The 23,244-nt window shown below is 71.9% G+C and carries 20 protein-coding genes and 1 tRNA gene; 13 read left to right on the top strand and 8 right to left on the bottom strand.

All coding sequences use genetic code 11. The annotated features are described in order from the left end of the window. Positions 1-229: 229 nt before the first annotated feature. Entirely contained in the window at positions 230-1,303 is a 1,074-nt protein-coding gene (locus LUM46_RS13060) for a chymotrypsin family serine protease (RefSeq protein ID WP_274994458.1), read from the bottom strand. A 258-nt stretch (positions 1,304-1,561) separates the two neighbouring features. Between LUM46_RS13060 and LUM46_RS13055 the strand changes: the two genes are divergently transcribed. Both LUM46_RS13055 and LUM46_RS13050 read left to right on the top strand, forming a co-directional pair. Next, positions 1,562-1,777, top strand: coding sequence for a hypothetical protein (locus tag LUM46_RS13055; RefSeq protein WP_274994457.1), 216 nt, complete (start codon positions 1,562-1,564; stop codon positions 1,775-1,777). A gap of 10 nt (positions 1,778-1,787) precedes the next feature. Further along, positions 1,788-3,758, top strand: coding sequence for an NHL domain-containing thioredoxin family protein (locus LUM46_RS13050; protein ID WP_274994456.1), 1,971 nt, complete (start codon positions 1,788-1,790; stop codon positions 3,756-3,758). A gap of 1 nt (position 3,759) precedes the next feature. On the opposite strand, the gene LUM46_RS13045 is transcribed toward LUM46_RS13050, so the two are convergent. Both LUM46_RS13045 and LUM46_RS13040 read right to left on the bottom strand, forming a co-directional pair. After that, positions 3,760-4,404, bottom strand: coding sequence for an HAD family hydrolase (locus LUM46_RS13045; RefSeq protein ID WP_274994455.1), 645 nt, complete (start codon positions 4,402-4,404; stop codon positions 3,760-3,762). Positions 4,405-4,440: 36 nt separating this feature from the next. Beyond that, positions 4,441-4,956: a PTS sugar transporter subunit IIA gene (locus tag LUM46_RS13040; RefSeq protein ID WP_274994454.1), complete on the bottom strand. Its 516-nt coding sequence runs from the start codon at positions 4,954-4,956 to the stop codon at positions 4,441-4,443. 188 nt (positions 4,957-5,144) lie between these two features. Here LUM46_RS13040 and ptsP point away from each other — a divergent pair, with 188 nt between their 5' ends. From ptsP to LUM46_RS13025, 3 genes are all read left to right on the top strand, one after another. Continuing rightward, positions 5,145-6,794, top strand: coding sequence for a phosphoenolpyruvate--protein phosphotransferase (ptsP, locus tag LUM46_RS13035; RefSeq protein ID WP_274994453.1), 1,650 nt, complete (start codon positions 5,145-5,147; stop codon positions 6,792-6,794). 58 nt (positions 6,795-6,852) lie between these two features. Further along, positions 6,853-7,731 carry a sugar phosphate isomerase/epimerase family protein gene (locus LUM46_RS13030; RefSeq protein WP_274994452.1) on the top strand — a complete coding sequence of 293 codons (879 nt, stop codon included), beginning with the start codon at positions 6,853-6,855 and terminating at the stop codon, positions 7,729-7,731. Positions 7,732-8,041: 310 nt separating this feature from the next. Then, on the top strand, positions 8,042-9,178 hold the full coding sequence (locus LUM46_RS13025) for a magnesium and cobalt transport protein CorA (RefSeq protein ID WP_274994451.1): 1,137 nt from the start codon (positions 8,042-8,044) through the stop codon (positions 9,176-9,178). A gap of 94 nt (positions 9,179-9,272) precedes the next feature. Here the strand turns inward: LUM46_RS13025 and LUM46_RS13020 are convergent, their stop codons facing one another. Then, complete coding sequence (locus tag LUM46_RS13020) at positions 9,273-9,884, bottom strand: TetR/AcrR family transcriptional regulator (RefSeq protein ID WP_274994450.1); 612 nt, start codon at positions 9,882-9,884, stop codon at positions 9,273-9,275. Between the two features lie 511 nt (positions 9,885-10,395). On the opposite strand from LUM46_RS13020, the gene LUM46_RS13015 reads away from it, so the two are divergent. Next, entirely contained in the window at positions 10,396-11,220 is an 825-nt protein-coding gene (locus tag LUM46_RS13015) for a hypothetical protein (protein ID WP_274994449.1), read from the top strand. Positions 11,221-11,740: 520 nt separating this feature from the next. Continuing rightward, positions 11,741-12,802 (top strand): pirin family protein, encoded by a 1,062-nt coding sequence (locus tag LUM46_RS13010; RefSeq protein WP_274994448.1) that lies wholly within the window; start codon positions 11,741-11,743, stop codon positions 12,800-12,802. Positions 12,803-12,850: 48 nt separating this feature from the next. On the opposite strand, the gene LUM46_RS13005 is transcribed toward LUM46_RS13010, so the two are convergent. Next, positions 12,851-13,570, bottom strand: coding sequence for a GntR family transcriptional regulator (locus LUM46_RS13005; RefSeq protein WP_274994447.1), 720 nt, complete (start codon positions 13,568-13,570; stop codon positions 12,851-12,853). A gap of 140 nt (positions 13,571-13,710) precedes the next feature. Here LUM46_RS13005 and LUM46_RS13000 point away from each other — a divergent pair, with 140 nt between their 5' ends. Together LUM46_RS13000 and LUM46_RS12995 are read left to right on the top strand one after the other, a co-directional pair. Next, a complete protein-coding gene (locus LUM46_RS13000; protein WP_274994446.1) occupies positions 13,711-14,010 on the top strand; it encodes a hypothetical protein in 300 nt (99 codons plus the stop codon). Continuing rightward, on the top strand, positions 13,998-14,384 hold the full coding sequence (locus LUM46_RS12995) for a hypothetical protein (protein ID WP_274994445.1): 387 nt from the start codon (positions 13,998-14,000) through the stop codon (positions 14,382-14,384). Before LUM46_RS13000 ends, LUM46_RS12995 begins: the two co-directional genes overlap by 13 nt. 121 nt (positions 14,385-14,505) lie before the next feature. On the opposite strand, the gene LUM46_RS12990 is transcribed toward LUM46_RS12995, so the two are convergent. Next, positions 14,506-14,579, bottom strand: a tRNA-Gly gene (locus LUM46_RS12990). 154 nt (positions 14,580-14,733) lie between these two features. Between LUM46_RS12990 and LUM46_RS12985 the strand changes: the two genes are divergently transcribed. The 3 genes from LUM46_RS12985 (at position 14,734) to LUM46_RS12975 (ending at position 17,105) form a co-directional block, all read left to right on the top strand. Beyond that, positions 14,734-15,189, top strand: a complete 456-nt coding sequence (locus LUM46_RS12985; RefSeq protein WP_274994444.1) for a TM2 domain-containing protein — start codon at positions 14,734-14,736, stop codon at positions 15,187-15,189. 119 nt (positions 15,190-15,308) lie between these two features. Beyond that, a complete protein-coding gene (dcd, locus tag LUM46_RS12980) occupies positions 15,309-15,884 on the top strand; it encodes a dCTP deaminase (RefSeq protein ID WP_274994442.1) in 576 nt (191 codons plus the stop codon). Between the two features lie 102 nt (positions 15,885-15,986). Beyond that, positions 15,987-17,105 (top strand): hypothetical protein, encoded by a 1,119-nt coding sequence (locus tag LUM46_RS12975; RefSeq protein WP_274994441.1) that lies wholly within the window; start codon positions 15,987-15,989, stop codon positions 17,103-17,105. A 73-nt stretch (positions 17,106-17,178) separates the two neighbouring features. On the opposite strand, the gene LUM46_RS12970 is transcribed toward LUM46_RS12975, so the two are convergent. Both LUM46_RS12970 and LUM46_RS12965 read right to left on the bottom strand, forming a co-directional pair. Further along, a complete protein-coding gene (locus tag LUM46_RS12970) occupies positions 17,179-17,838 on the bottom strand; it encodes a bacterial proteasome activator family protein (protein ID WP_274994440.1) in 660 nt (219 codons plus the stop codon). Between the two features lie 94 nt (positions 17,839-17,932). Continuing rightward, positions 17,933-18,910, bottom strand: coding sequence for an NAD(P)H-quinone oxidoreductase (locus LUM46_RS12965; RefSeq protein WP_274994758.1), 978 nt, complete (start codon positions 18,908-18,910; stop codon positions 17,933-17,935). Positions 18,911-19,051: 141 nt separating this feature from the next. Between LUM46_RS12965 and LUM46_RS12960 the strand changes: the two genes are divergently transcribed. After that, entirely contained in the window at positions 19,052-23,224 is a 4,173-nt protein-coding gene (locus tag LUM46_RS12960; RefSeq protein ID WP_274994439.1) for an ATP-binding protein, read from the top strand. Positions 23,225-23,244: the final 20 nt, after the last annotated feature.

Below are 23,244 nucleotides of genomic sequence, written 5' to 3'. Positions count from 1 at the left end.
TTGTGTCCCCCGTGTCTACCCCCTCGCACGTGCTTCGGGGACGGCCGAACGTCGCTCCGAGCGGCCGCAGGTGGCTTCGCAGGTCAGGCGGGTTTCCGGGCCGCGACGCGCCGGACGGACACGCCCACGTCCCAGACGCCGGGGACGACACGCCCGGCGCGGGAAACGCTGGTGCGCACACCGAACGGCACTCGACCGCGTGCCGTCAGCGCCCGGACCGGCGCACGACTCACTCGAACGCGCGTGGCTGCTCGCGGGCCAGCTCGACCCCCAGGATCTCGAGCACATGGTCGATCGGGTTGGCGTACGTGAGTCCCTTGCCGCTGTGCCCGCCGGACTCCGACCCGGCGAACAGGAGGCCGAGCGCCACGCCGTCCTGCCGGTACACGAGGGCGCCCGAGTCGCCGCCCCGCGAGAACGGGCCGTCGTCGAGGCTCTCGATCTCGATCTGGTCGTCGAAGCTGAGCGCGCCGAGATCCTCGTAGCCCACGATGACGTCGTCGAGCTCGATCGCGGTGACCCGGCCACGCGTGACCGACGTCGTGCGGCCCACCTTGCCGACGATCTCGCCGCCGAGCGCACGCGCCGTCTTGACCACGCGCCCCACGGGGTACTCGAAGTCGATCGGGACCCGGTCGAGGCGCGCGATCGCGGCGTCCGTGACGGCGGGCTCGACCGCGTCCAGGTCCACGACCTGTGTCAGCTCACCGATCCGGTCGCCCGGCGCCAGGCCGCCGTCGGCGGGTCCCGGCTGCAGGACGACGTCGCCCGGCCGGGCCTCGGGAGAGCCGGCCAGCACGTGGTAGTTCGACAGCGCGTACAGCTGGCCGTCCCTGGCGTGGCTGCCGCCGCGCGCGTTCGCGCGGGTCACGAACGCCCCGAGGGTGCCCGCCGTGACCCCCACGTGGCCGATGGAGATGCCGGGGCGCAGCGGGCGGCGCCGGTCCGTGTCGCCGTCGGCCTGCGACGTCGGTGCGGGCGGGCGCGGACCCAGCTCGCTCACGGGGCGGATGCGCCCGGTGCGCCGTACGTCGACGTCGGGTCCCACCTCCGCCGAGACCTTGCGCACGATCGAGCGGGCCCGCGGGACCCCGAGACGGTAGCGGACGGCGATGCCGAAGCCACCCTCGGCCTGAGGCACGAGGCCGAGGGCGAGCGTAGGAGCGCGTACGACGTCGGCAGCCTCCGACACCGTCTGCCCACCCAGCGACCGCGGTGTCGCCACGACTCCATGCTTCTCTGCGAGCTCTCGGGCGAAGGCTGCGAGCTGCTCCTTCATCTTCCTGGCCTGGTCGCGGTCCATGCCCTGATCCTCTCCTCACCCACCAACACACACGGCACCCACGGTGGCGACACGCCGGTCTGCCCCAGAAAGTCATCCGATAGGCGGATATCGCAACGCCAGGTTTGCGCGGTACGTTCCTCTGCTCCACCCAACCATGGCCGGGTGAAAGCCAGGAAGACCTGGGATGTCACAAAACATCCTCGGATGACCTCCTGAATCGTTGCGGCGCCCGCTCGGGGCGCCGGAGGACACGGAACGGCGAGAATGATCGGGACGATGGACGAGACGCGGAGCGTGCGGGTGACGCGCGCCGACGTGCGCGAGGCGCTCATGTGGGCCCTCGAGCGGGACCGCGCTGCTCTGCTCGCGCACCGGGCGGCCGTGCACTCCAGCAAGAGTGACCTCACGCGTCGGCGGGCCGACAAGGCCCTGGTCGCGCAGTGGCGTGCCCGCAGGCCGGACACCGGCAAGGACAGCGCACCCCGGGAGTGACAATGGGCCGGTGAGCACAGGAGTCCAGAACCTGCCTCGGGTCCGCGCGTCCGAGCTCGTCGGGCGTGGCTGGTTGAACACCGGCGGCCGTACCGTCACCCTCTCCGAGCTGCGCGGCAAGGTCGTCGTGCTCGACTTCTGGACCTTCTGCTGCATCAACTGCCTGCACGTCCTCGACGAGCTGCGCGAGATCGAGGAGCAGCACCGCGACGAGCTCGTGATCGTGGGCGTGCACTCACCGAAGTTCGAGCACGAGGCCGATGCCGACGCGCTCGCCGCCGCCGTCGAGCGGTATGACGTGCGGCACCCCGTCCTGGACGACCCCGAGCTGGTCACCTGGGGCGCCTACACCGCGCGGGCCTGGCCCACGCTCGTGGTCATCGACCCCGAGGGGTACATCGTGGCCCAGATGGCGGGCGAGGGGCACGGCTCGGCGATCGCCGCGCTTGTGACCGACCTGATCAGCGAGCACGCGGCCAAGGGCACGCTGCACCGCGGTTCCGGCCCGTACGTGCCGCCCGCCCCGGCGTCCGGCACGCTGCGGTTCCCCGCGAAGGCACTCGCGCTGCCCGGCGGCACCCTTCTCGTCGCGGACGCCGGGCACCACTCCCTCGCCGAGCTCGCCCCCGACGGCGAGACGCTCGTGCGGCGGATCGGCTCCGGCGAGCGCGGGCTGGTCGACGGCGCGCCGGGCGACGCGCGGTTCAGCGAGCCGAACGGGCTCTGCCTGGTACCCGACGAGCTGCGCGCCCCCCTCGGGTACGACGTCCTGGTCGCCGACACGGTCAACCATGCCCTGCGCGGGGTGCGTCTCGCCGACGGCGTGGTGACGACGGTGGCCGGCACCGGCGAGCAGTTCATGGTCGGTGGCCAGGAGAACGTCCGCGGGCGGGACGGCGAGCCGGCGCGGGCGTACGAGCCCGGCACGGCCGTCGCGCCGCTCGACCTGCGGCTGAGCTCCCCGTGGGACGTCGCGTGGTCGGCGGTGCGCGGCGCGTTCGTCGTCGCCATGGCGGGCAACCACACCCTGTGGGAGGTCGATCTGCTGCAGGGTTCGGCCGCCCTGCTCGCCGGCACCATGAACGAAGGGCTGGAGGACGGCCCCGGCGAGGGTGCCTGGTTCGCCCAGACCTCCGGCGTCGTGCCGTCCGTCGATGCCGACGGCCGGCCGGACGGTCACCTCTGGATCGCCGACTCGGAGACCTCGTCGCTGCGCCGCGTGGTGCTGTCCGACGGTGCCGGCGACGCGCCGTCGGCCACCGTGCGGACCGCCGTCGGCCAGGGCCTCTTCGACTTCGGTCACCGCGACGGCGCCGCCGACCAGGCGCTGCTGCAGCACCCGCTCGGGGTGGCCACGCTGCCCGACGGCTCCGTCGTCGTCGCCGACACGTACAACGGCGCGCTGCGCCGGTACGACCCCGCCACCACCGAGGTGACGACCCTGGCCAAGGACCTGGCGGAGCCGTCGGACGTGCTCGTCGAGGTCGCGGACGACGCCGTGCACCTGGTCGTCGTGGAGTCGGCGGCCCACCGGCTCACGCGGGTGGCGCTCCCGGCGAGCCTGGCGGGCGAGGTGCTCGACGGCGGCGCGCACCGGGTCGCCCGGCCCGCCACCGACGTCGGCGCCGGGCCGCTCCGGCTGGACGTGCCGTTCGTGCCCGCGCCCGGTCAGAAGCTCGACGACCGCTGGGGCCCGTCGACGTCGCTCCAGGTCAGCGCCACCCCACCGGAGCTGCTGCTGGCCGGGGCGGGGAGCGGGACCGACCTGTTCCGGGATCTCGTGATCAACCCCGAGGTGACCGAGGGCGTGCTGCACGTGACCGCCAAGGCGGCGTCGTGCGACGAGGTTCCCCTCCTGCCGAACGGCGAGCCGGACCCCGACGTGTTCCCGGCCTGCCACCTGGCCCAGCAGGACTGGGGCGTCCCGGTCCGCGTGGTGCCGGACGGCGACGCCGGACTCACGCTCCCGCTCCGCGGCTGACTCAGACGGCCAGGACCTCGGGCAGCTCGCTCAGCGAGTCGATCACCGTCGCCCGCGCCGCTTCTGGGCGGAGCGCGTGCAGATGGCCCCATGGCCCGCGCCGGAGCAGGATCGGCCGCATCCCTGCCTCGGCGGCGGGCAGCACGTCGTTGTCGAGCCGGTCGCCGACGTAGGCGATCTCCTCCGGCGCCACGCCCGACAGCTCGGCGACGCGCGCGAAGAACTCCGGGTCCGGCTTCTGCACGCCCCATTCGTCCGAGGTCCGGATGGCGCTCGCGGGCAGACTCATCGCCTCCAGCGCGGCGCGTGCCTCGGGCGGCTGGTTGCCCGCGACGACGACGTCGAAGCCTGCCTCCCGCAGTGCCGTCAGCGCGGGCCGGACGTCGGGGTACAGGTCGTCGGCGTCGAACCCGTTGCGCAGGCCCTCCGGGTCGTCCTGGGCCCAGCGGGCGATCTCCGCCTCGACGTCCAGCCCGGGGCGCACCATCTCGAACGCGTCCTGGTGCAGCAGGTCGAGGGCGGCGCAGCCGCCCAGCAGGCCGAGGAACGTGAGCGGCGGGACGCCGAGCCGCTCGGCCCAGCGGAGCCAGATCCGGGACTCGTCCACGAGCGTCTCACCGACGTCGAACACCACAGTGCGCACCATGCCCCCGACCCTAGGACGTCTGGAGCGGGACCCCGGTCAGGGCAGGCGGAACAGCGGGTCACCGGCCTGTACCCGCGCGCCCGGGCGGACCAGCTCCTCGAGCCCGCGGGGTCCGAGGTCCAGGGCGACGACCGGTACGAGGGGCGAGCGTCCGCCGTCGGACACCTCGGTCGGGGACCAGACGACGAGCTCCTGGCCGGCCACCACGGTGTTGCCCTCCGCGACCAACAGGCGGAATCCCGCGCCCTTGAGCTGGACGGTGTCGATGCCGAGGTGCACCAGGACACCCCGGCCGGCCGCCGGCCCGGACTGCGCTGATGGCTCAGGAGGCGCCGTCGGCTCGGCGGGCGGGGCCAGCAGCACGAAGGCGTGCGGGTGCAGCTTGACCACCACCCCGGCGCACGGCGCGACCACACGCCCGCCGAGCCCGGTGTCCGGATCGATCGCGAGCCCAGGACCGACGATGCTCTCTGCGAAGACCGGATCGGGCACGTCGCGCATCGCGACCACCCGTCCGGCGACGGGGGATCCGACGATCAGGGCCTCGGCCATGGGGTCATCTTGTCAGACCACGGACTCCTCCGAGGGCACTCCTTTGCCTGGGCGCGCCCGCGCCCTCGCGCGCCGCGCTGTCCTCCCAGGCAGCCGGCCGTCCGACCGGGGGGCAGAGCCTCGCTCGTCGGAGCGCTCGCGTGTAACGTTCCCAGCGCACTCGACGACGAGCCTGAGGGAGCGTGCGGATGACGAGCGAGAGGCTCACGGGGGTTCCGGCGAGCCCGGGGCGCGCAGCGGGACCGGTGGTCCGGATGCCGGCCCGCGTACCCGAGCCGAGGACGACCCGCCTGTCGGGCTCGGCCGACGCAGCCGTTCGCGCGGTCGAGGAGGCCGCCGCCCAGGTGGAGGCCGACCTGGCGGAGCGGGCGAGCCGAGCCTCGGGCACCGCCGCGGACGTGCTCGCGGTCACCGCCGTCATGGCCGCCGACCCGACCCTCGCCGCGGGCGCCGCACGTCGCGTCCGGGAGGACCGCCTCACCCCCGAGCGCGCGGTGTGGGACGCGGCGGGCTCGGTGGCGACGCAGCTCGAGGCGCTCGGCCCGCCCATGTCGGAGCGTGCCCGCGACGTGCGGGACGTCCGGGACCGTATCGTCGCGGCCCTCACGGGCGCGGCCCCGCCCGGCGTCCCCGATCCCGGCCATCCGTTCGTGCTGGTCGCGAGCGACCTCGCACCCGCGGACACCGCGATGCTCGACCCGGCAGTGGTGACCGCGGTCGTCACGGCGCGCGGCGGGCCGACCTCGCACATGGCGATCCTCGCGCGCGCCCTCGGTATCCCGGCGGTCGTGGCGCTGCCCGGAGCGGGCAGCCTCACCGACGGCGAGGAGGTGGTGGTCGACGGCACCGTCGGCACCGTCCTGCGGACCCCGTCCCCGGCGGACGTGGAGGGCGCCCGGCGCCGGATCACCGACGCCACCTTCGACGGCCGGGGTGTCACCCGCGACGGGTCCGAGGTGGAGCTGGTGGCGAACGTCGCGGACCCCGCGGCCGCCGCGGCCGCCGCGGCCGCCGGCGCACGGGGCGTCGGCCTGTTCCGCACGGAGTTCTGCTTCCTCGGGCGGGGCGAGGAGCCCAGCATCGAGGAGCAGGTGACCGCATACCGGGCGGTCCTGTCCCATTTCCCGGGCCGTCGGGTGGTCGTCCGCACGCTCGACGCCGGGGCGGACAAGCCGCTCCGCTTCCTCACCCCGGACCACGAGGACAACCCGGCGCTCGGGGTGCGCGGTCTGCGCACCGCCGTCGCACACCCCGACGTGCTGGACCGCCAGCTGGACGCGATCGCCCAGGCGGCTGCGGCCGAGTCGGCAGAGGTCTGGGTGATGGCGCCGATGGTCGCCACGGTGGACGAGGCGCGCGACTTCGCGGCCGCCTGCTCGGCGCACGGCCTGGAGCAGTCGGGTGTGATGATCGAGACGCCCGCCGCCGCGCTCCAGGCGCGCCACGTGCTGGCGGAGGTGTCCTTCGCCAGCCTCGGCACCAACGACCTCACGCAGTACACGATGGCCGCGGACCGCGACCTGGCCGGCGTCGCCGCTCTGTCGACCCCCTGGCAGCCCGCCGTCCTGGAGCTCGTCCGGGTGGCGTGTGAGGGCGGTGCGATGCATGGTGCTCCCGTGGGCGTGTGCGGTGAGGCAGCGGCGGATCCGTTGCTCGCCCCCGTCCTGGTGGGGTTGGGCGTAACGTCACTGTCCATGACACCCCGCGCGCTGGCCGACGTCGCGAGCACCCTGGCAGGCGTGTCCCGCGACGAGTGCGTGGAGCTGGCACGGACAGTGCTCGGGTGCTCGACGGCGCAGGCGGCGCGCACCGTCGTGCAAGAACGTCTGCTCGCTTGAACCTCATCTGAACCCACTGGTCACATCACAGTCACGTAGGCGCTTTAAGGTGGCCCGCATGCCCGAACCGATCCGGACCGAACCGCACGAGCCGGCCGCACCCGAGGTGCAGGTCACGCTGTCGACGGCGTCGGTCTTCCCACGCCGTGTGCCGTTGGCCTTCGAGGCGGCCGCAGAGCTCGGCTACGACGGGGTCGAGGTCATGATCTGGTCCGAGGAGGTCACACAGAACCCTCGTTCCCTCGCCAAGCTCTCCGCCGACACGGGCATGCCCGTGCGCTCGGTGCACGCACCGACGCTGCTGGTGAGCCAGCGGGTCTGGGGCCGGTCCCCGGTGGCGAAGCTCGAACGCACCGCGGAGATGGCGCTCGAGCTCGGGGCGGGCACCGTCGTGGTGCACCCGCCGTTCCGCTGGCAGTACAAGTACGCACGGCAGTTCCAGGAGCAGGTGCGCGCGCTGAGCGAGACGACCGGCATCACGATCGCCGTCGAGAACATGTATCCCTGGCGCGGTGGCAAGCGGGAGTTCCAGGCGTACCTGCCCGGCTGGGACCCGGCGGAGCACGACTACGACGCCGTCACCCTCGACCTGTCGCACGCCAGCGTGGCGCAGCAGGACGCGCTGATGCTCCTGGACACGTTCGGCGACCGCCTGCGGCACGTGCACCTCGCGGACGGCAACCACGGCCCCCGGGACGAGCACCTGGTTCCCGGCCGCGGCAGCATGCAGGCCGAGAAGGTGCTCCAGGAGCTGGTCGCGCGGCGCTGGAGCGGCGACGTCTGCGTGGAGATCTCCACCCGCGCGGCCCGCACGGCCGCCGAGCGGCACGAGGACCTGGCCGCGTCGCTGGAGTTCGCGCGCGCCTACCTGTCGCCGACGCCGCAGGAGTTCCACACCCCGCCGGGAGTGAACCACCGCCCCCACGACGCCTGGTGACGAGTTGTGTGATCCTGCTCTCGAAAGGGTTCGATTCCGCGCCTCGGCGTGGCTAGACTGGGCCACTGTCGAGAACGTACGGCGCGGCGATCCGCCGCAGGGACCAAGGAGGTGGCGCGCATGACCCGCAGCGAGCCTCCGAGTAGTCCGAACCGCAGCTGAGCTGACGGTTCCCCTCCCGCGTGTTCGCGGGTTCTCGCGCACCGGTGCGCTCCGCCCTTCTCGGGCGTGAGGTCCACCGGTCGTTCGGCCGTCTCTGCTGCGGTGTCCGTTCGCAGTCCTTTTCCTGCGCTCGACCCCAGGAGTCCTCATGGCTACGTTCCTGCCCTCCCGCCCGTCCCGCCCGCTGCTCGGCGCCCTGCGCCAGCGTCGTGCCGTCGACGTCGTGCCCGACGTCGCACCGCGTCCTGCCGCGCCCGCGCCCCGCTCGTCGGTGGTCGCCGCCGCGATCTACGACGACGGCATCCGCACCGCCGGCTACGACAACCTCGCCGAGACGTTCAGTGCGCTCCGCTCCCGGCCCGGCGGCATGGCCTGGATCGGGCTGGAGCGGCCGGACGAGTCCGAGCTGACGTCGCTCGCGCGGGAGTTCGACCTGCACCCCCTCGCGATCGAGGACGCCATCCAGGCGCACCAGCGGCCCAAGATCGAGCGCTACGGCGACACCCTCTTCGTGGTGCTCCGTGCGGCTCGCTACCTCGACGACGTCGAGGAGGTCGAGTTCGGCGAGCTGCACGTCTTCGTGGGCCCCGACTTCGTCGTGACCGTGCGGCACGGTGCCTCGCCCGACCTGGCGGCCGTGCGGCGCCAGCTGGAGTCCGACCGCGAGATGCTCTCCCGCGGGCCGGAGGCCGTCCTGTACGCGATCCTCGACAGCGTCGTGGACGGGTACGCGCCGGTCGTCGCGGGGCTCGACCACGACATCGACGAGATCGAGTCCGACGTCTGGGGCGGCGCCCCTGACGTGTCGCGGCGCATCTACGAGCTGTCCCGCGAGGTCATCGACTTCCAGCGCGCGGTGCGGCCCGAGCAGAGCCTCTGTGCCTCGCTCGCCAAGGGGGCCGACAAGTACGGCGTGGACCCGGAGCTGCAGGCCTACCTGCGCGACATCGCGGACCACCTCACCGAGGCGGCCGACCGTATCGAGGTCTTCCGGGCCGCGCTGCGCGACATCCTCACCGTGGCCGCCACTCTCGTCGCGCAGCGGCAGAACGAGGAGATGAAGCACCTGTCGGAGGTCAGCATCCGGCAGGGCGAGGAGGTCAAGAAGATCTCGGGCTGGGCGGCCATCCTGTTCGCCCCGACGCTCGTCGGCACCGTCTACGGCATGAACTTCGACGTCATGCCGGAGCTCGACTGGGCGTATGGCTACCCGGCGGCGCTCGTCGCGATGCTGGCCGTGAGCGTCGGCCTCTTCGGCGTCTTCCGCTGGAAGCGCTGGATCTAGAGCACCCTTCCTGGTTGTGGGCGCGACCGTTGCGACGACGCGCCCGCCAGAGCGCAATGATCGCGCCCACGATCCGCGCCCACGACCAGGAGGGTCAGGCGGGGACGGGCTCCGGTACGCGCGCGCCGACCGCACGCAGCACGAACGACTCCGCGGCGCGGATGGTGCGTTCGCGAGCCGCGGGCTCGTCGGGGATGAGACGGCCGGACAGGCAGGCGTTGACGAGGTGCACCGTCGGATCGATGTCCTGCGGCGGGAAGGTGCCCGCATCGATGCCCGCGGTGAGGATCCGGCGGAGGATCGCCTCCACGATGTCGGCGTGCTCGCGCAGGCGCTGCTGCGTGGCGCGGGACAGGACCGTACGCAGGTCCGGGCCGGGAGCGAGATGGAAGACGCGGGTGAGCTGTGCCTGCTGGCGGATGTAGGTACGCAGCTGTTCCACAGGGTCGTCCACGCCGTCGAGCGCGCGCTCCAGCGTGTGGGCGTACTGCTCGGTCTCATGCGTGATGAACCCGAGGAGCAGCGCTTCCTTGTCGTGGAAGTGGTTGTAGACGGCAGTCCGGCCGACGTGCGCCGCCGCGGCGATGTCAGCCAGCGTGATGGTGTCGAACCCACGCTCCGCCATGAGGGTGGACAGAGCGGTGAACAGCTTGTGCCTGGTCATCTGCCGGTGCTCGTGCAGGCTCTTGCCGATGATCTTGGGCATGCTGACATCATATGCACGAGTCGTCAGGTAACTGGAACGCCGGATCGTGGTCCCACCGCGAGCGGCGCGACGGCGGAGTCCGGCTGCACGGCGAAGGTGGCGTTAAGTCGGCCTACACGGTCTTTGCAGCGTCGAATGACGCGACATTCACCCTGTTGCACTGAGACTCAGTCGCCAATGAATATCCAAAAACATACAGGTCGCGTCCCGGCGAAATAATGATCGTCAGGTGGCTTAATGACCTACGCCTCTTGTCACGAGCGTGTTTCCTCTTTGTAACATGCCTGCATCATGGTGGAAAGTGACCGGCAGTAAAGTGCTGCGCATGACATTTCTGGCGGGTGTGATTCCAGCGGAACACGCCTCGGGTCACATTCTGATCCTGCCCAGTACGAACGGCCCCGTCGCGGTCAGCGAGCTTGCTGCCGCGTGGTTCTCGGACGTCGAGTGGCTCCGAGAACCGACCCGCGCGTCGAGCTCTCGACGGATGGCCGGTGCCCGGTTCCGGGGCATGGCGCAACCTGACGCGCTCGTCCCCGGTGTCATGCGGCTGGGCGAGGACCACGTGGTGACCGGTCCGTTCGAGGTCGGCGAGGCGCAGCTCGCGGAGCTCCGGATCTCCGCGGCGAAGGCGGAGGCGTACTCGGTGTCCCGTGCGGACGGCCTGCGGGACGTCCGCGGTGCCGCGCCGACGTCGTACGACGACCGGGACGGCATCGCCCGCGCCTTCCCGCACTCGCTGCCCCAGGGCGCGGAGCTGCGCATCGTGCAGTGGATGGTCGCGGCAGCCCGCAAGTCGGGCGGTGGCGTGCTCGCGGACGGCAGGCAGCCACTGGTCCCGGACCCTGCAGCGTCGGTCAACCTGGCGCTCTACGCGGCACACGCCCTCCTGCCGGGTGATGTGCTGCCGATGCTGCGGTCGCTCATCGCCACCGCAGACGTCTCCGCCGAGCAGGCGACGGCGGACGGGTCGCCGCGCTACACCCTCGCCGGCAGCACCGCGTACGACGGTTCGTTGGTCGTCGACATGGAACGTGTCGACCGGGTGCCGCGCGCACTCGGCTCGCTGGACTGGCGTAGCTACGGGCCGTTCGCCTATCGCATGAGCTGGGTCCCTGCCGACCCGTACGAGCTCGAGCTCGAGCAGGCGTCCGGGCTGCACGTCATCGCCCGCGCCCGCATGCGCGCCTCGCTCGCCCGCCTCGCCGTGGCGGTCCAGAGCCGCATCGGGGGAATCCTCGTGGACGAGGGCGGCTTCATCGCCGCGCCGGAGGAGCTTGAGGGGCGTAACGACCCGACAGCGGGCGGCGCCCCCGGATCACGAGCCTGGGTGTGACCACCTTTTAGTTATCCACAGATGTTGTACACAGCCCTGTGGGCGGTGCGGGAATTCCAGGGCTCTTCCTGTGGACAGAACTGTGGGCGAAGATCGGGTGGAAATTACAACGGTGGAGCGGTTGCCGCCCCTGCGACACGCGGATAGAAACGTGGCAATGGTTCGACGATTCGGGTGCAGATGCGGTGCGCTGCAGCAGTACCGACCGGCCCGGACATCGGACACATGGTTGACCGGAGAACGACAGGACGTCCCGTACCGCGGTACGGGCTGTGGATGACGCCACAGGTTCTTGTACGGGGCCGGAAGACCGCCCGCGTCCGAACGTCCGTGGAGAACAGGCCTGAGGGTCCGGGTCTGACGGGTGCTTCGGGGCCGTGACGTCGACACGGCGCTCTGGTCCTCACCGAAGGCGGACCACGGGTGCGCGGTTACGCCAGGGCCCCCGGCCTGCCCCGGGGGCCCTGGCCTCGCCCCGGGGGCGCTGGGCCGGCTCCACGGCTGGATCTAGGCTCTGCGCATGAGCAACCTCGAGACCCGGCCGGCCGAGCAGATCTGCACCGCCGGTGAGCAGGGCGACGGCATCGAGCTCCTCGCGCCGCGCGAGGTGCCGCTCGGCGGGCCGCGGGCGATGAACGTGCGGCGCACCATCCCGCAGCGCGCCCGGTCCCTCGTGGGGGCATGGTGCTTCAGCGACCACTACGGCCCCGACGACGTCTCGTCCAGCGCCGGCATGCAGGTTCCGCCGCACCCGCACACCGGGCTCCAGACGGTGAGCTGGCTCTTCGAGGGCGAGATCCTGCACCGCGACTCCGTCGGCTCGCTGCAGAGGGTCCGGCCGGGCGAGCTCAACCTCATGACGGCGGGGGTGGGCATCTCGCACTCGGAGGAGTCGCCGGCGGAAGGGCGCCCGCCCCTGCTGCACGGTGTGCAGCTCTGGACGGCGCTGCCCGGGGCGGCCCTGGGGATCGACCCGCACTTCGAGCACCATGGCGACCTCCCGGTCGTACGGCACGACGGCGCCGTCGTGCAGGTGTTCATCGGACGCCTGGCGGTGGCGGGCGAGGAGCTGGACTCGCCCGCGACGACGTACACGCCGCTCGTGGGGGCGCAGATCGACCTGGAGCCGGGTGCGGAGGTTCGGCTCGACGTGGACCCGGCGCACGAGCACGCTCTGCTCGTGGACTCCGGCGACATGACGTTCGAGGGGTCCGCGGTGCCGCGGTACAGCCTCGGCTACGTCGCGCCCGGGCGGTCCACCGTCGTCGTGCGCGCCGCCGGGGGCGCGCCGGCGCGAGCGGTCCTGATCGGCGGCCTGCCGTTCGCCGAGGACGTCATCATGTGGTGGAACTTCATGGGCCGCACGCACGAGGACATCGTCAGGGCTCGTGAGGACTGGATGGCCCTCGTCGCCGAGCTCGGGCCGGGGGACGGCTCAGGGTCGGCCGGTGCCACGGGATACACCGACGGCGCCGCCGAGCGTCGTTTCGGCCAGGTGCAGGGCTATCCGAGCGGGCCCCTGCGTGCGCCCGCCCTGCCGGACCTGCGCCTGAGGCCACGGGCCCGGCCGGGCCAGGCCTGACGGTCCGGAGCTGACGGGCCAGGCCTGACGGTTCGGCTCAGCCGGTGTTCAGTCGATGTCGTACCGGAGCATGAACTCGCCGGCGTCGAGCACCACGTGGCTCACTTCGACAGGGGTGCCGTCCTGCGTGAACGCGGTGCGCGTGACGGCCAGCACCGGCGTGCCGGGCTCGATCCGCAACTCCTCGATCTCCTCGATCGTCGGCATCCGGCCCACCACGTCCTCACGGAACCGCACCGGCGCGTGGCCGGCCTCGGTGAGCCGCGCGTGCGTACCGCCGGGCCCGACCTGCTGCTCCGCGATCGGTGTCCCGGCCGCGATCGACGCGGGCAGGTAGGACGTGGCGAACAGCACGGGCTTGCGCTCGCGCAGGTGCAGCCGCTCGCGCACGGTCACCTTGTCCCCCTCGGCGAGACCGAGCGCCGTCCGGACCTTCTCGGGTGGATCGGCCTCCGCGGTGACGGCCAGGGTGCGGACGGCGAGCCCCGCGCTGGTCTCGTCGACCTCGGCGGTCACGGTGGACTCGTCGGCCTTGCCGCCGGTGGTGTCCCGCACGATCGGCTCGAAGGCGCGCACGAACACGCCGGAGCCGTGCCGGGTCACGGTCAGCCCCTCGTCCTTGAGCATCGACAGGCCGTGGCGCGCGGTCATGCGCGCCACGCCGTAGTTCGACATGAGCGCTGCTTCGCTCGGAAGGCGGTCGCCCGGTTTGTAGGTCCCGGAGCGGATCGCGGCACGAAGATCCTTGGCGATGCTTGCGGCAGTCACACGTCCCTCTCTAGACACGGAACCCACCTAACCCGCAGCCAGTGCGTATACGCAACTTTTCGGCGTAGCGGTTGCGGTGCCCAGTTCACCCGCAACAGGCTGTCTATGCGCCTAGAGGTAGGCGCGGAGAGGTGGGAGAGATGGCGACGATAGCGGGCAGCCTGGCCGATTCCGCGGCCGGTGCGGCGGACCTGCTGGCGGAGGTAGGGGACGCACGGATCAAGTGGGTCGAGGTGTTTCGCGACCATCTGGTCGTGCACCCGGCACGGCTGGCCGAGGGGGCGGAGATCGCGGAGCAGCTCGGGATCACCGTCGCGACGGACTACCCGGCGACCAAGCCGGGCTTCACGGTGTGGACCGGACGCTGGAACGGCATGGAGATGTTCGTCTACGCGGAGCTGCGGGGGACGGCGCGGGCGATCCGGGCGTGGCCGACATGACCGACGGCTCCTGCGACGCAGGCCCGGCCGCCGAGGCCTGTCCGATGCCGGGCGCGCACCTCGCCGAGCTCGTCGGGGTCACCGCGCTGATCGCGCACATCTTCGACATCCACACGCTGGACGTGCGGGCGGGGGTGGACCACCTCGATCTGGAGGACGACGTGGTGGGCGTGCTCACCGTCGACGTCGTCGCCGCACGGGTGCCCGACGCGGTGCGCCTCGCGGCGATGCTCCACCTGGCCGAACGGGTGGGACACCACGACGGCGAGGGGCCCCCGGTGTGGCGGTGCTGGAGCGGTTGGGTGCCCTCGGCCGAGCGCGGCCTGGCGGTCTCGCTGCATCTGACGGCGCCCGTGCGGACCGCGCGGGCCTGAGCCGAGCCGGACGAGACGGGGCACGCGGCGGGCACGGAACGTGTACGGGGCTGGGCTGGCGCCGGTCGGACGAAGAACGCCCCAGGTCGGGATCTGCATCCTGACCTGGGGCGTTGCCCTGTGGAGCGGGTGACGGGAATCGAACCCGCGCTATCAGCTTGGGAAGCTGAAGTTCTACCATTGAACTACACCCGCATCGTCCGGTTCTGCCGGGTATCTGCTGTTTGCGAATCCCGCTAGGGTTCCGCAACAGCGCCCGTGAACCTGGCGCGCGAACCGATCATACCCAACCTCGCCCGGATGCCCGAACCGGATACGGAGCGAGTGTCGCCGAGCAGCCGGAGCAGCAGTGAGCGAGCACCCCAGCGAGAAGCCCACCGAGCCGATCTATCAGGAGACGAAGCGGCTGCCACCACGCGCACCGAGCCCGTCGAAGCCCCCGCCGCCGCCCGGCGAGACGCGCGCGATGAAGACGCCCGGAGGCAAGATTCCGGGCGGCGGTCCGGCGAACTACCAGCAGCAGTACGACTACGACCGCCCCACGCCGCCGGTGGAGCACGTGCCGGGGCACAAGTCCCGGATCACCGCGGGCCTCCTCGGGATCCTGCTGGGCGTCGTGGGCGCGCACCGGTTCTACCTGGGCTACAAGGGTCTCGGCTGGATCATGCTGCTCATCACGGCGGTGTCGCTGGGAAACGCGTGGTTCGTGCCGGCGATCTGGGGCGGCGTCGAGGGGATCCTGTACCTCGTGATGCGCAAGGGCTACTGGTCGGTGGACGCGAAGCACAAGCCGCTGCAGTGGTGACCGGCACCCGGTGACCGGCACCCGGTGACCGTCGCCCGGTGGCCCGGCGCGGACGCCCCGTCGCGGCGTCGCCGGGCCACGGGGCGGCATCGTCCCGTGGCGGCCAGTACCGTATCCGGGTGCTCCTCTCCGACCGCGACATCCGTGCCGAGCTCGAGGCCGACCGCGTAGTCCTCGACCCGTACGAACCGTCGATGCTGCAGCCGTCGAGCATCGACGTGCGCCTCGACAAGTACTTCCGGCTCTTCGACAACCACAAGTACCCGTTCATCGACCCCGCGACGGACCAGCCGGAGCTCACCCGCCTGGTGGAGGCGGACGGCGGCGAGGCATTCGTGCTGCACCCCGGCGAGTTCGTGCTGGGCAGCACCTTCGAGGCGGTCACGCTGCCCGACGACGTCGCCGCCCGCCTCGAGGGCAAGTCCTCCCTCGGGCGGCTCGGCCTGCTGACGCACTCGACGGCCGGCTTCATCGACCCCGGTTTCAGCGGGCACGTGACGCTGGAGCTGAGCAACGTCGCGACGCTGCCGATCAAGCTGTGGCCCGGCATGAAGATCGGGCAGATGTGCTTCTTCCGCCTGTCGTCGGCGTCGGAGCACCCGTACGGGTCGGATCTGTACGGCTCCCGCTACCAGGGCCAGCGCGGTCCGACGGCGTCCCGCTCGTCGAAGAACTTCCACCGCACCGCGGTCTGACCGCCGGGGCTGGGCAGCGCCTCGACGGGTGCTCGCCGAGCGGTAGGCTCCCGGGTGCCCGGCGCGGACCGGGCATCCTCCGGCACGTCAGAAGGGACCCCGATGGCCGCTCCTCAGCTCCCGCTCCTGCCGCGCACGGCTGCGCAGGCGCACCAGGCACGGCACGTGCTGACAGTGCCCGGCGACGTGGAGCTGGACGAGATCGAGGTTCTCGCGCTCTCCCGTTTCTCGGCGACCCGCTGGGACGTCGTCCCCGCGGGCATCCTTCCCGGCAACGTGGCGGGTGCGCCGCAGGTGCGCCGCGCGCAGGGCAAGGAGGTCGGGGTGCTGCGGGTCTCGCGGCACGCCGTGATGAACGGCCCGTACCTGCCTGCTGGCGAAGGCTTTGACCTCGGTGTCCCGCCGGGAGCCGCGATGGCCTTCGACATCGTCTGCCACCGGGAGCGTGGCGAGGTGCCGTTCCCCGCGGGTGACCGCGACGGCATCGGGCGGGCCTTTGCCGCCGGCATGCCCGAGCGTGAGGAGCGCCGGCTCGTCGAGTGGCTCGTCGCGGTGGCACGCCGGCTGGGTGGTTCCCTCCGCCTGGACGTGGGCGGCATGTGGGACGCACCGGGCGGCTCGACGGCGCAGCCGGGTGCCGGCGTGGTCCTCACCCCGGACGCCGGTGCCGCCATCGACATGACCGTCTACTCGGACGTGTGGCTCGACCCGCAGGCCGCGCACACCATCCTGCAGAAGGTTCACCCGCGTGCCCGCCTCCACATGGAGGGCAAGGAGTGGGGCGGCCCGCCGCAGGGTATCGCCGACAAGCCGCTCTACCCCGGTGATCCCCTGGACCCGGAGCTCCGCAAGAAGCTGCACGCGGCCGCCGACGACTACGACATCAAGGCCCTCACCGGTCCGCGCATCCTCGACGGGTACGGGCTGATCGTCGACCTCGACGTCGACGGCATCGTCGCGGTGGAGATCTCCGGCGAGGAGAAGCTGCCGCGCCTGCTGCGCGGCCTGCCGTGGGCGGAGCAGGGCGCGGTGCGCTACTGGGTGCACTGGGAGCCGCACGACCTGGTGGAGTCGCAGCGCGAGTTCCCGTCCATGGAGCTACGAGTCGCGCGGAAGCGCGCGGCGGAGCTGGTGGCCCGGCTTGCCGGGGCCGTCCACGCCGCCGCAGGAGGCGAGATCGCCGACGAGGATGGCTTTCTGGTAGATCCCTCCGAGCTCTGAGCGCCCAGGGCTTGACCCGCTGTGCCGGCCTCGTGCGGAGGCGCGGCACAGCGGGCGAGCCACGACGGGCAGGTCAGAGGTACTGGCCGGGGGCCCGGCGCTCGCCACCCGGCTCGTCCTCGTGGCCGCCCGGCATGGTGGGTCCGCCGGGGCCGCCTGGACCGAACGCCCCGGAGCCGGGCGGCAGTGCACGGCGCATCTGCGAGAGCTGCGCCTGCGCCGCCATCTGCTGCGCCACGAGCGCCGTCTGGATGCCGTGGAACAGGCCCTCGAGCCAGCCCACGAGCTGGGCCTGAGCGACCCGGAGCTCGGCGTCGGACGGCGCGGACTCGTCGGAGAACGGCAGCGTGATCCGGTGCAGCTCGTCGACGAGGTCGGGGGAGAGCCCGTCCTCGAGCTCGCGGATCGAGCGCTCGTGGATCTCGGCCAGGCGGGTACGGGCGGCCTCGTCCAGCGGCGCGTCGCGTACCTCGTCGAGCAGCCGCTTGACCATGCCGCCGATGCGCATGACCTTGGCCGGCTCCTCCACCTGGCCCACGACGGCCTCGGCCTCGTCGACCTCTTCCTCGGCAGAACCCTCGGGACTGCGGTCCGACCGCACCGCGGCGCCGTCGGGCGTCACCACCTGGGGATGCACGGTGGACGGCCCGTCGGGGCGGCCGGACCGCTCGCGGTGGTCGGGGTTGTCGTCGTGTCGCTCGTCTGACGGGGGGTTGGCTCGCTCGTCGGTCATGGGTCCAGTCTTGCCCGGATTGCTTGTCGTCCGCATGGCAGCATCCGCCCGGGGTCGAAATTGCCGACCATGCCTATATATAGGCACGGGATGATCAGGGGACCAGGAGGACTTTGCCGAAGGCGTCGCCCGACTCGAGCAGCTCGTGCGCGGACTGGGCGTCGGCGAACGGTACGCGGGCATGCACCACCGGCCGGACCCGTCCGTCCGCGACCAGCGGCCAGACGTGCTGCTCGGTATCGGCGACGATGCGCGCCTTCTCGTCCGCAGGTCGCGACCTCAGCAGCGTCCCGGTGACGGTTCCGCGCCGGGCGAGGAGGTCACTGAGGTCGAGCTCGCCCCGCCGCCCCTGCTGCATGCCGATGACGACCAGGCGGCCGCCCCGGGCCAGCGCGCGGACGTTGTCGCCCAGTGCGCCGCCGCCGAGCAGGTCGAGCACGACGTCGGCCCCGCGGCCGTCCGTCGCTCGTCGCACCTCGTCGACGAAGTCCTGCTCCCGGTGGTCGATGACCAGGTCCGCCCCGAGCTCCGCGCACCGTGCCGTGCGCTCCGCACCGCCGGCCGTCGTGGCGACGTGCGCACCGAGCGCCGTGGCGACCTGGATCGCGAAGCTGCCGATGCCGCCCGAGCCGCCGTGGACCAGCACCCACTCGCCGGAGCGCAGCCGGCCGACGTCGACGAGGTTGTTCCAGACCGTGCACGCGGCCTCGGGAAGGGCGGCCGCGTCGATCAGGTCGATGCCGTCGGGCACCGGGAGCACCTGCGTCTCGCGGACCACGACTTCCTCGGCATAACCGCCTCCTTCGAGGAGCGCTACGACCCGGTCACCGGCGCGCCAGCGCGACACGCCGTGTCCGACACGCTTCACAGTTCCTGATATCTCGAGACCCGGCCAGTCAGGCGCACCCGGCGGAGGGGGGTAGTATCCGGCGCGTTGGAGCAGGTCAGCACGGTTGACGCCGGCAGCGGCGACGGTGATCACCACGTCCCATTGGCCAGCAATCGGGGGATTCAGGGAGGAAAGGGAGAGTTTCCCTGATGGGCCCGGTCCAGATATCGTGACGGCTCGCACATCGATCAAGCCTACTTCCGTACGGCCCACGTTGGTCGTCAGCGGAATCCAGGTGCCGGTAACTTGTACGCAGCACCGAGGGATGCTCGGCGGGCACACGCACGCCACCCCCTTCCGGATCAGTGATGGAGAGAGGTACGCATGTTCCGCAGGTTGGGAGTGCGCGGGAAAGTTCTTGCGACCCTGGTCACGCCTGCCATCGTCCTGGTCATCGCAGCGGCGTACATCATCGGCCTGTCTGTGGTCGACGCGATGCGCGCGCAGCAGACGAGTGATCTCGTCGCCGCGCTGAAGTACCAGGACGTGGCAGGAACGACGTTCGCGCAGGAACGGGCATACAACATCGTGGCGATGGTCGACGACGGTCCTTCCGGAGACCAGGCCCGTGTCGCGCTGCTGCAGGGGATGCCGGAGATGGAGGAGGACGGCGTCACCCAGGCGACCAACGAGGACGGCACCCCGAAGTGGGCGGCCCCGGCGGCCCAGGCGCAGACGATCAAGGCACTCGACGAGCGCGACGAGGCGCTGCTCGACATCGACATCTCGATGCTGGACCAGCGTGTCAAGAACGCCGTCGCGCAGACCATCGAGGACCGCGCAGCCATCACCGACGTGCAGGAGCAGGTCGCTGCCGGGCGCCTCACGGAGCAGAGGGCGACCAGGGCCTACGGCGGGTACATCGACGGTGCCCTCGAGGTGATGGACGCCATCGCGGACACGTCCGAGGACCGCGAGCTGGGTACCCGTCTCGAGGCGTACCACTCGATGGACCAGCTCATGCTGACGAACACCTACGAGCGCCCGGTCGTCTCCCTGGCGCTCGGCATCTTCACGCAGCACGAGCAGGGCGAGGCGGCTTCTCGGACCATGGCGCTGCGCGCGGCGGACCTGGTGAACCTGGGTGACCGCCAGTGGAACGAGACGCAGGACCTCTACGACCGCATCCCCGGTGACTACCAGGCCCCGGTCATGGACGGCGTCTACGGCACCGTCCGCGGCTACGTGGCGCGCGGCGATCTCGCCTCGATCCAGCCGGCCCAGATCGAGGCGTTCGCGAACGAGTCGACCAAGTGGGTCGAGGAGGGGCGCATCGTCCGTGACGCGGTCCGCGAGGACGCCGCGGCCTTCGCGCAGGAGCAGGCCGACGTCGCCGCGAACCGCGCCTACCTCACCGGTGGCATCGCGATCGCGGCCCTCGGCTTCTCGATCATCACGGCGCTCGTCATCGCCCGCCGCCTGGTCTCCCCGCTGCGCCGCCTGACCCAGGCCGCCGGCGTGGTCCGTGACCGCCTCCCCACCCTGGTCGAGCAGGTGTCGGTCCCCGGGCAGGGCCCGAGCATCGACCTCGACCCGATCTCCGTCGAGTCGTCGGACGAGATCGGCCAGCTGGCGGCCGCCTTCAACGACGTCAACAGAACGACCATCGACGTCGCCCGCGAACAGGCAGCCCTTCGTGGCTCCATCGCGGAGATGTTCGTCAACGTGGCCCGGCGTGACCAGGTGCTGCTCAACCGGCAGCTCGCCTTCCTCGACGACCTCGAGCGTTCCGAGGAAGACCCGTCGACGCTGTCGAACCTGTTCCGCCTCGACCACCTCGCGACCCGGATGCGCCGCAACGCCGAGTCCCTCCTGGTGCTCGCGGGCATCGACTCCGGTCGCCGTGTCCGCCAGCCGATGCCGGTCTCCGACGTCATCCGTACGGCGTCCTCCGAGATCGAGCTGTACGACCGGGTGCGCCTGAACCTCGTGGTCGACCCGATGATGCTGGGCCACAACGCGCTGAACGCGGCGCACCTGCTGGCCGAGCTCCTCGAGAACGCGACGATGTTCTCCGAGCCGCACACGCCGGTCGAGGTGACCACGGCCCGTGACGAGCAGTTCGTCACCGTCGTCGTCCGCGACCACGGCCTGGGCATGAACCCCGACGAGGTGGCCGAGGCGAACCGCAAGGTGCTCAGCCACGCCGCGTCGGACGCCGTCGGTGCCCAGCGCCTCGGCCTCTACGTGGTCGGTCGTCTGTCCGACCGCCTCGGCGCCCAGGTCGAGTTCGGCGTGGGTGAGGGCGGCACCGGTACCGAGGTGACCGTCCGCTTCCCCGCGGTGCTGTTCATGCCGGACAACGCCATGCCGCTGCCGATGCCCACGGACCCGCTGGAGGCGAACACGCAGGCGGCCGCCTCGCAGTTCAACGGTGGCCTGGCCACCGGTCCGGGTACCGGTGCCATGCGCGGCGCGGGTGCGCCCACCAACGGCTTCGGCTCGCCCGCCATAACGGCGGCGTCGCCGGCCACCACCTCCGTCCCGCAGCAGGGTGGCATGCCGGTCCCGACCGGCACGTCGCAGATCGCCGCCGCGGCCTTCGCGGCGCAGCCGGCCCCGGTCGCGCAGAAGGTCGACATCAACGCCCTGACGGACGGTACGACGGCGCTCGGCCTGGCTCGACGCCGCAGCTCGACGGCCGCGCAGCCGATGGCCGAGACGACGCCCACGGGTTCGATCGTCCTGCCGGAGATCCAGACGCCGTCGCTTCCGCAGGAGTACCAGGGCGACGACAACGCGTGGGCACCGCCGTCGAACGTGTCCGAGGGCAGCTCGCTCCCGAGCCGCCAGCGTGCACCGCAGCCGGAGGAGCCGGTCGCGCCGGTCTTCGAGGACACGACGCCGGCAGCGGTGGACGTGGACCAGCGCAGCGCTCTCTTCTCGAGCTTCCGCTCCCTGAGCACCATCGATCCGGTCGACGGCGGCGGTACCCAGTCGCTGCAGCTCGACCCGGTGACGCAGGACCCGGCCGCGCTGCCCGGGATGTCGGACACCGACGTCATGCGGTTCCCGGCCGGTGGCGGCGCTCAGACGCCTCCCGCACAGGCACCGGCCCGGGCCTTCGGCGGCCCGTACCAGGGCGACGACGAGCCGTCACGGGGCTACGGCGACCCCTACCAGGGCGACGACGAGCAGTCGCAGGGCTTCGGGGCAGACGCACCGCAGGGTCCGGACTCGTCGTTCGAGGCACTGCCCGCGTTCGAAGAGCTCATGGCGGATCTTCCGAGCCGTCGCTCGACCGGGTCGGGCACCCAGCAGGGCGCCAAGCCGGCGCAGCAGAAGCGTGGCCTGTTCGGTCGCCGGCCGGGCCAGCCCGCCACCGGCGAGCTGCGCGCCTACCAGCCGCAGGAGCGTCCCGCGTCGCGCCCGATCCAGACCGTGAGCGGCCCCGCCGGCGGTGTGCCGTTCGGTGCTCCGAACGTGGAGACGCAGAGCTTCCAGGCGCCGAACTTCTCGGCGCCGAGCGGCCCGCCGCAGGACTTCCCGGCACCGCGTGTCCCGCAGGACTTCCCGGCACCGCGCGTGCCGCAGGACTTCCAGGCGCCGAAGGCACCGCAGAGCTCCCCGGCCCCGCAGCCGGCCGGCCCGATGACCGGGACCTTCCCGAGCGCGGCTCCGGAGCAGGAGCAGCGGCCCGCGGCAGACCCGACCTACCAGCGGGGCTTCCAGGAGGGCTACCAGCGGGCCGTCCAGGAGTCGCTGACGTCGGCCGTGCCGGCGGTGCCGAGCGCACCGGCGGGTGGCACGGTCCCCGTGCCCACGCAGGCACAGACGGCCGCTCAGGCCCCGGCCCAGGGCAACAACCCGTTCGTCGACGCAGCGCCGCGTGCCGCTGCTGCGTCCGCCCCGGCGTCGGCTCCCGAGCAGGCGCCCACCTCGTTCGCGTCGGCGCCGGCCACCCAGGCCGTGCCGATGGCGACCGCGCAGCAGTCCTTCGAGGCGCCCGCTCGTGAGTTCAGCGAGCCGTACCCGACCGGTGCTGTGTACGACCCGACGTACGGTTCGCCGGCGCCGCTCGCCAAGCGGGCCGCAGGCACGGACGGCGACGGCAAGGACCCGCTCGACCCGGAGTACGTGCGGGACTCGGTGGAGGCTCGATCGGAGTGGACCGCTTCGGCGGTTCTCTACGAGGAGATGACGAGCCTCCTTCGCCGAGGGGCTTTTCAGGAAGATGATGCGAAAGAGAACGACTCGTATCGTCCGGCGGCCGTCAACACCGAGGTTGTGGGAGGCGGTCTGACCCGCCGCACGCGCGGTGCCTCCGGCACCGGGGCGGATCCCACCGTCGAGCGTCTCTCAGCTCGCATTGACCGTGATCCCGAGCAGCTCCGCTCACGGCTCTCGGCATTCCAGTCGGCCACCGCCCGTGGCCGGTCGGAATCCGTGGACGAGGGTGGATCGGAGAACGAGAACGGCAGGAAGGCCGATGGGGACTCGACGTGGGCACCCTCGACCGTGAATCATGTCCCTGACTCAGCGCCGCAGTCGCGGTGACAAGCGCGTCTGTGGATTCT

The sequence above is a fragment of the Promicromonospora iranensis genome (genome assembly GCF_028994805.1).
Taxonomy (GTDB): Bacteria; Actinomycetota; Actinomycetes; order Actinomycetales; family Cellulomonadaceae; genus Promicromonospora; species Promicromonospora iranensis.
This window is presented reverse-complemented; position numbering and strand designations above follow the sequence as displayed.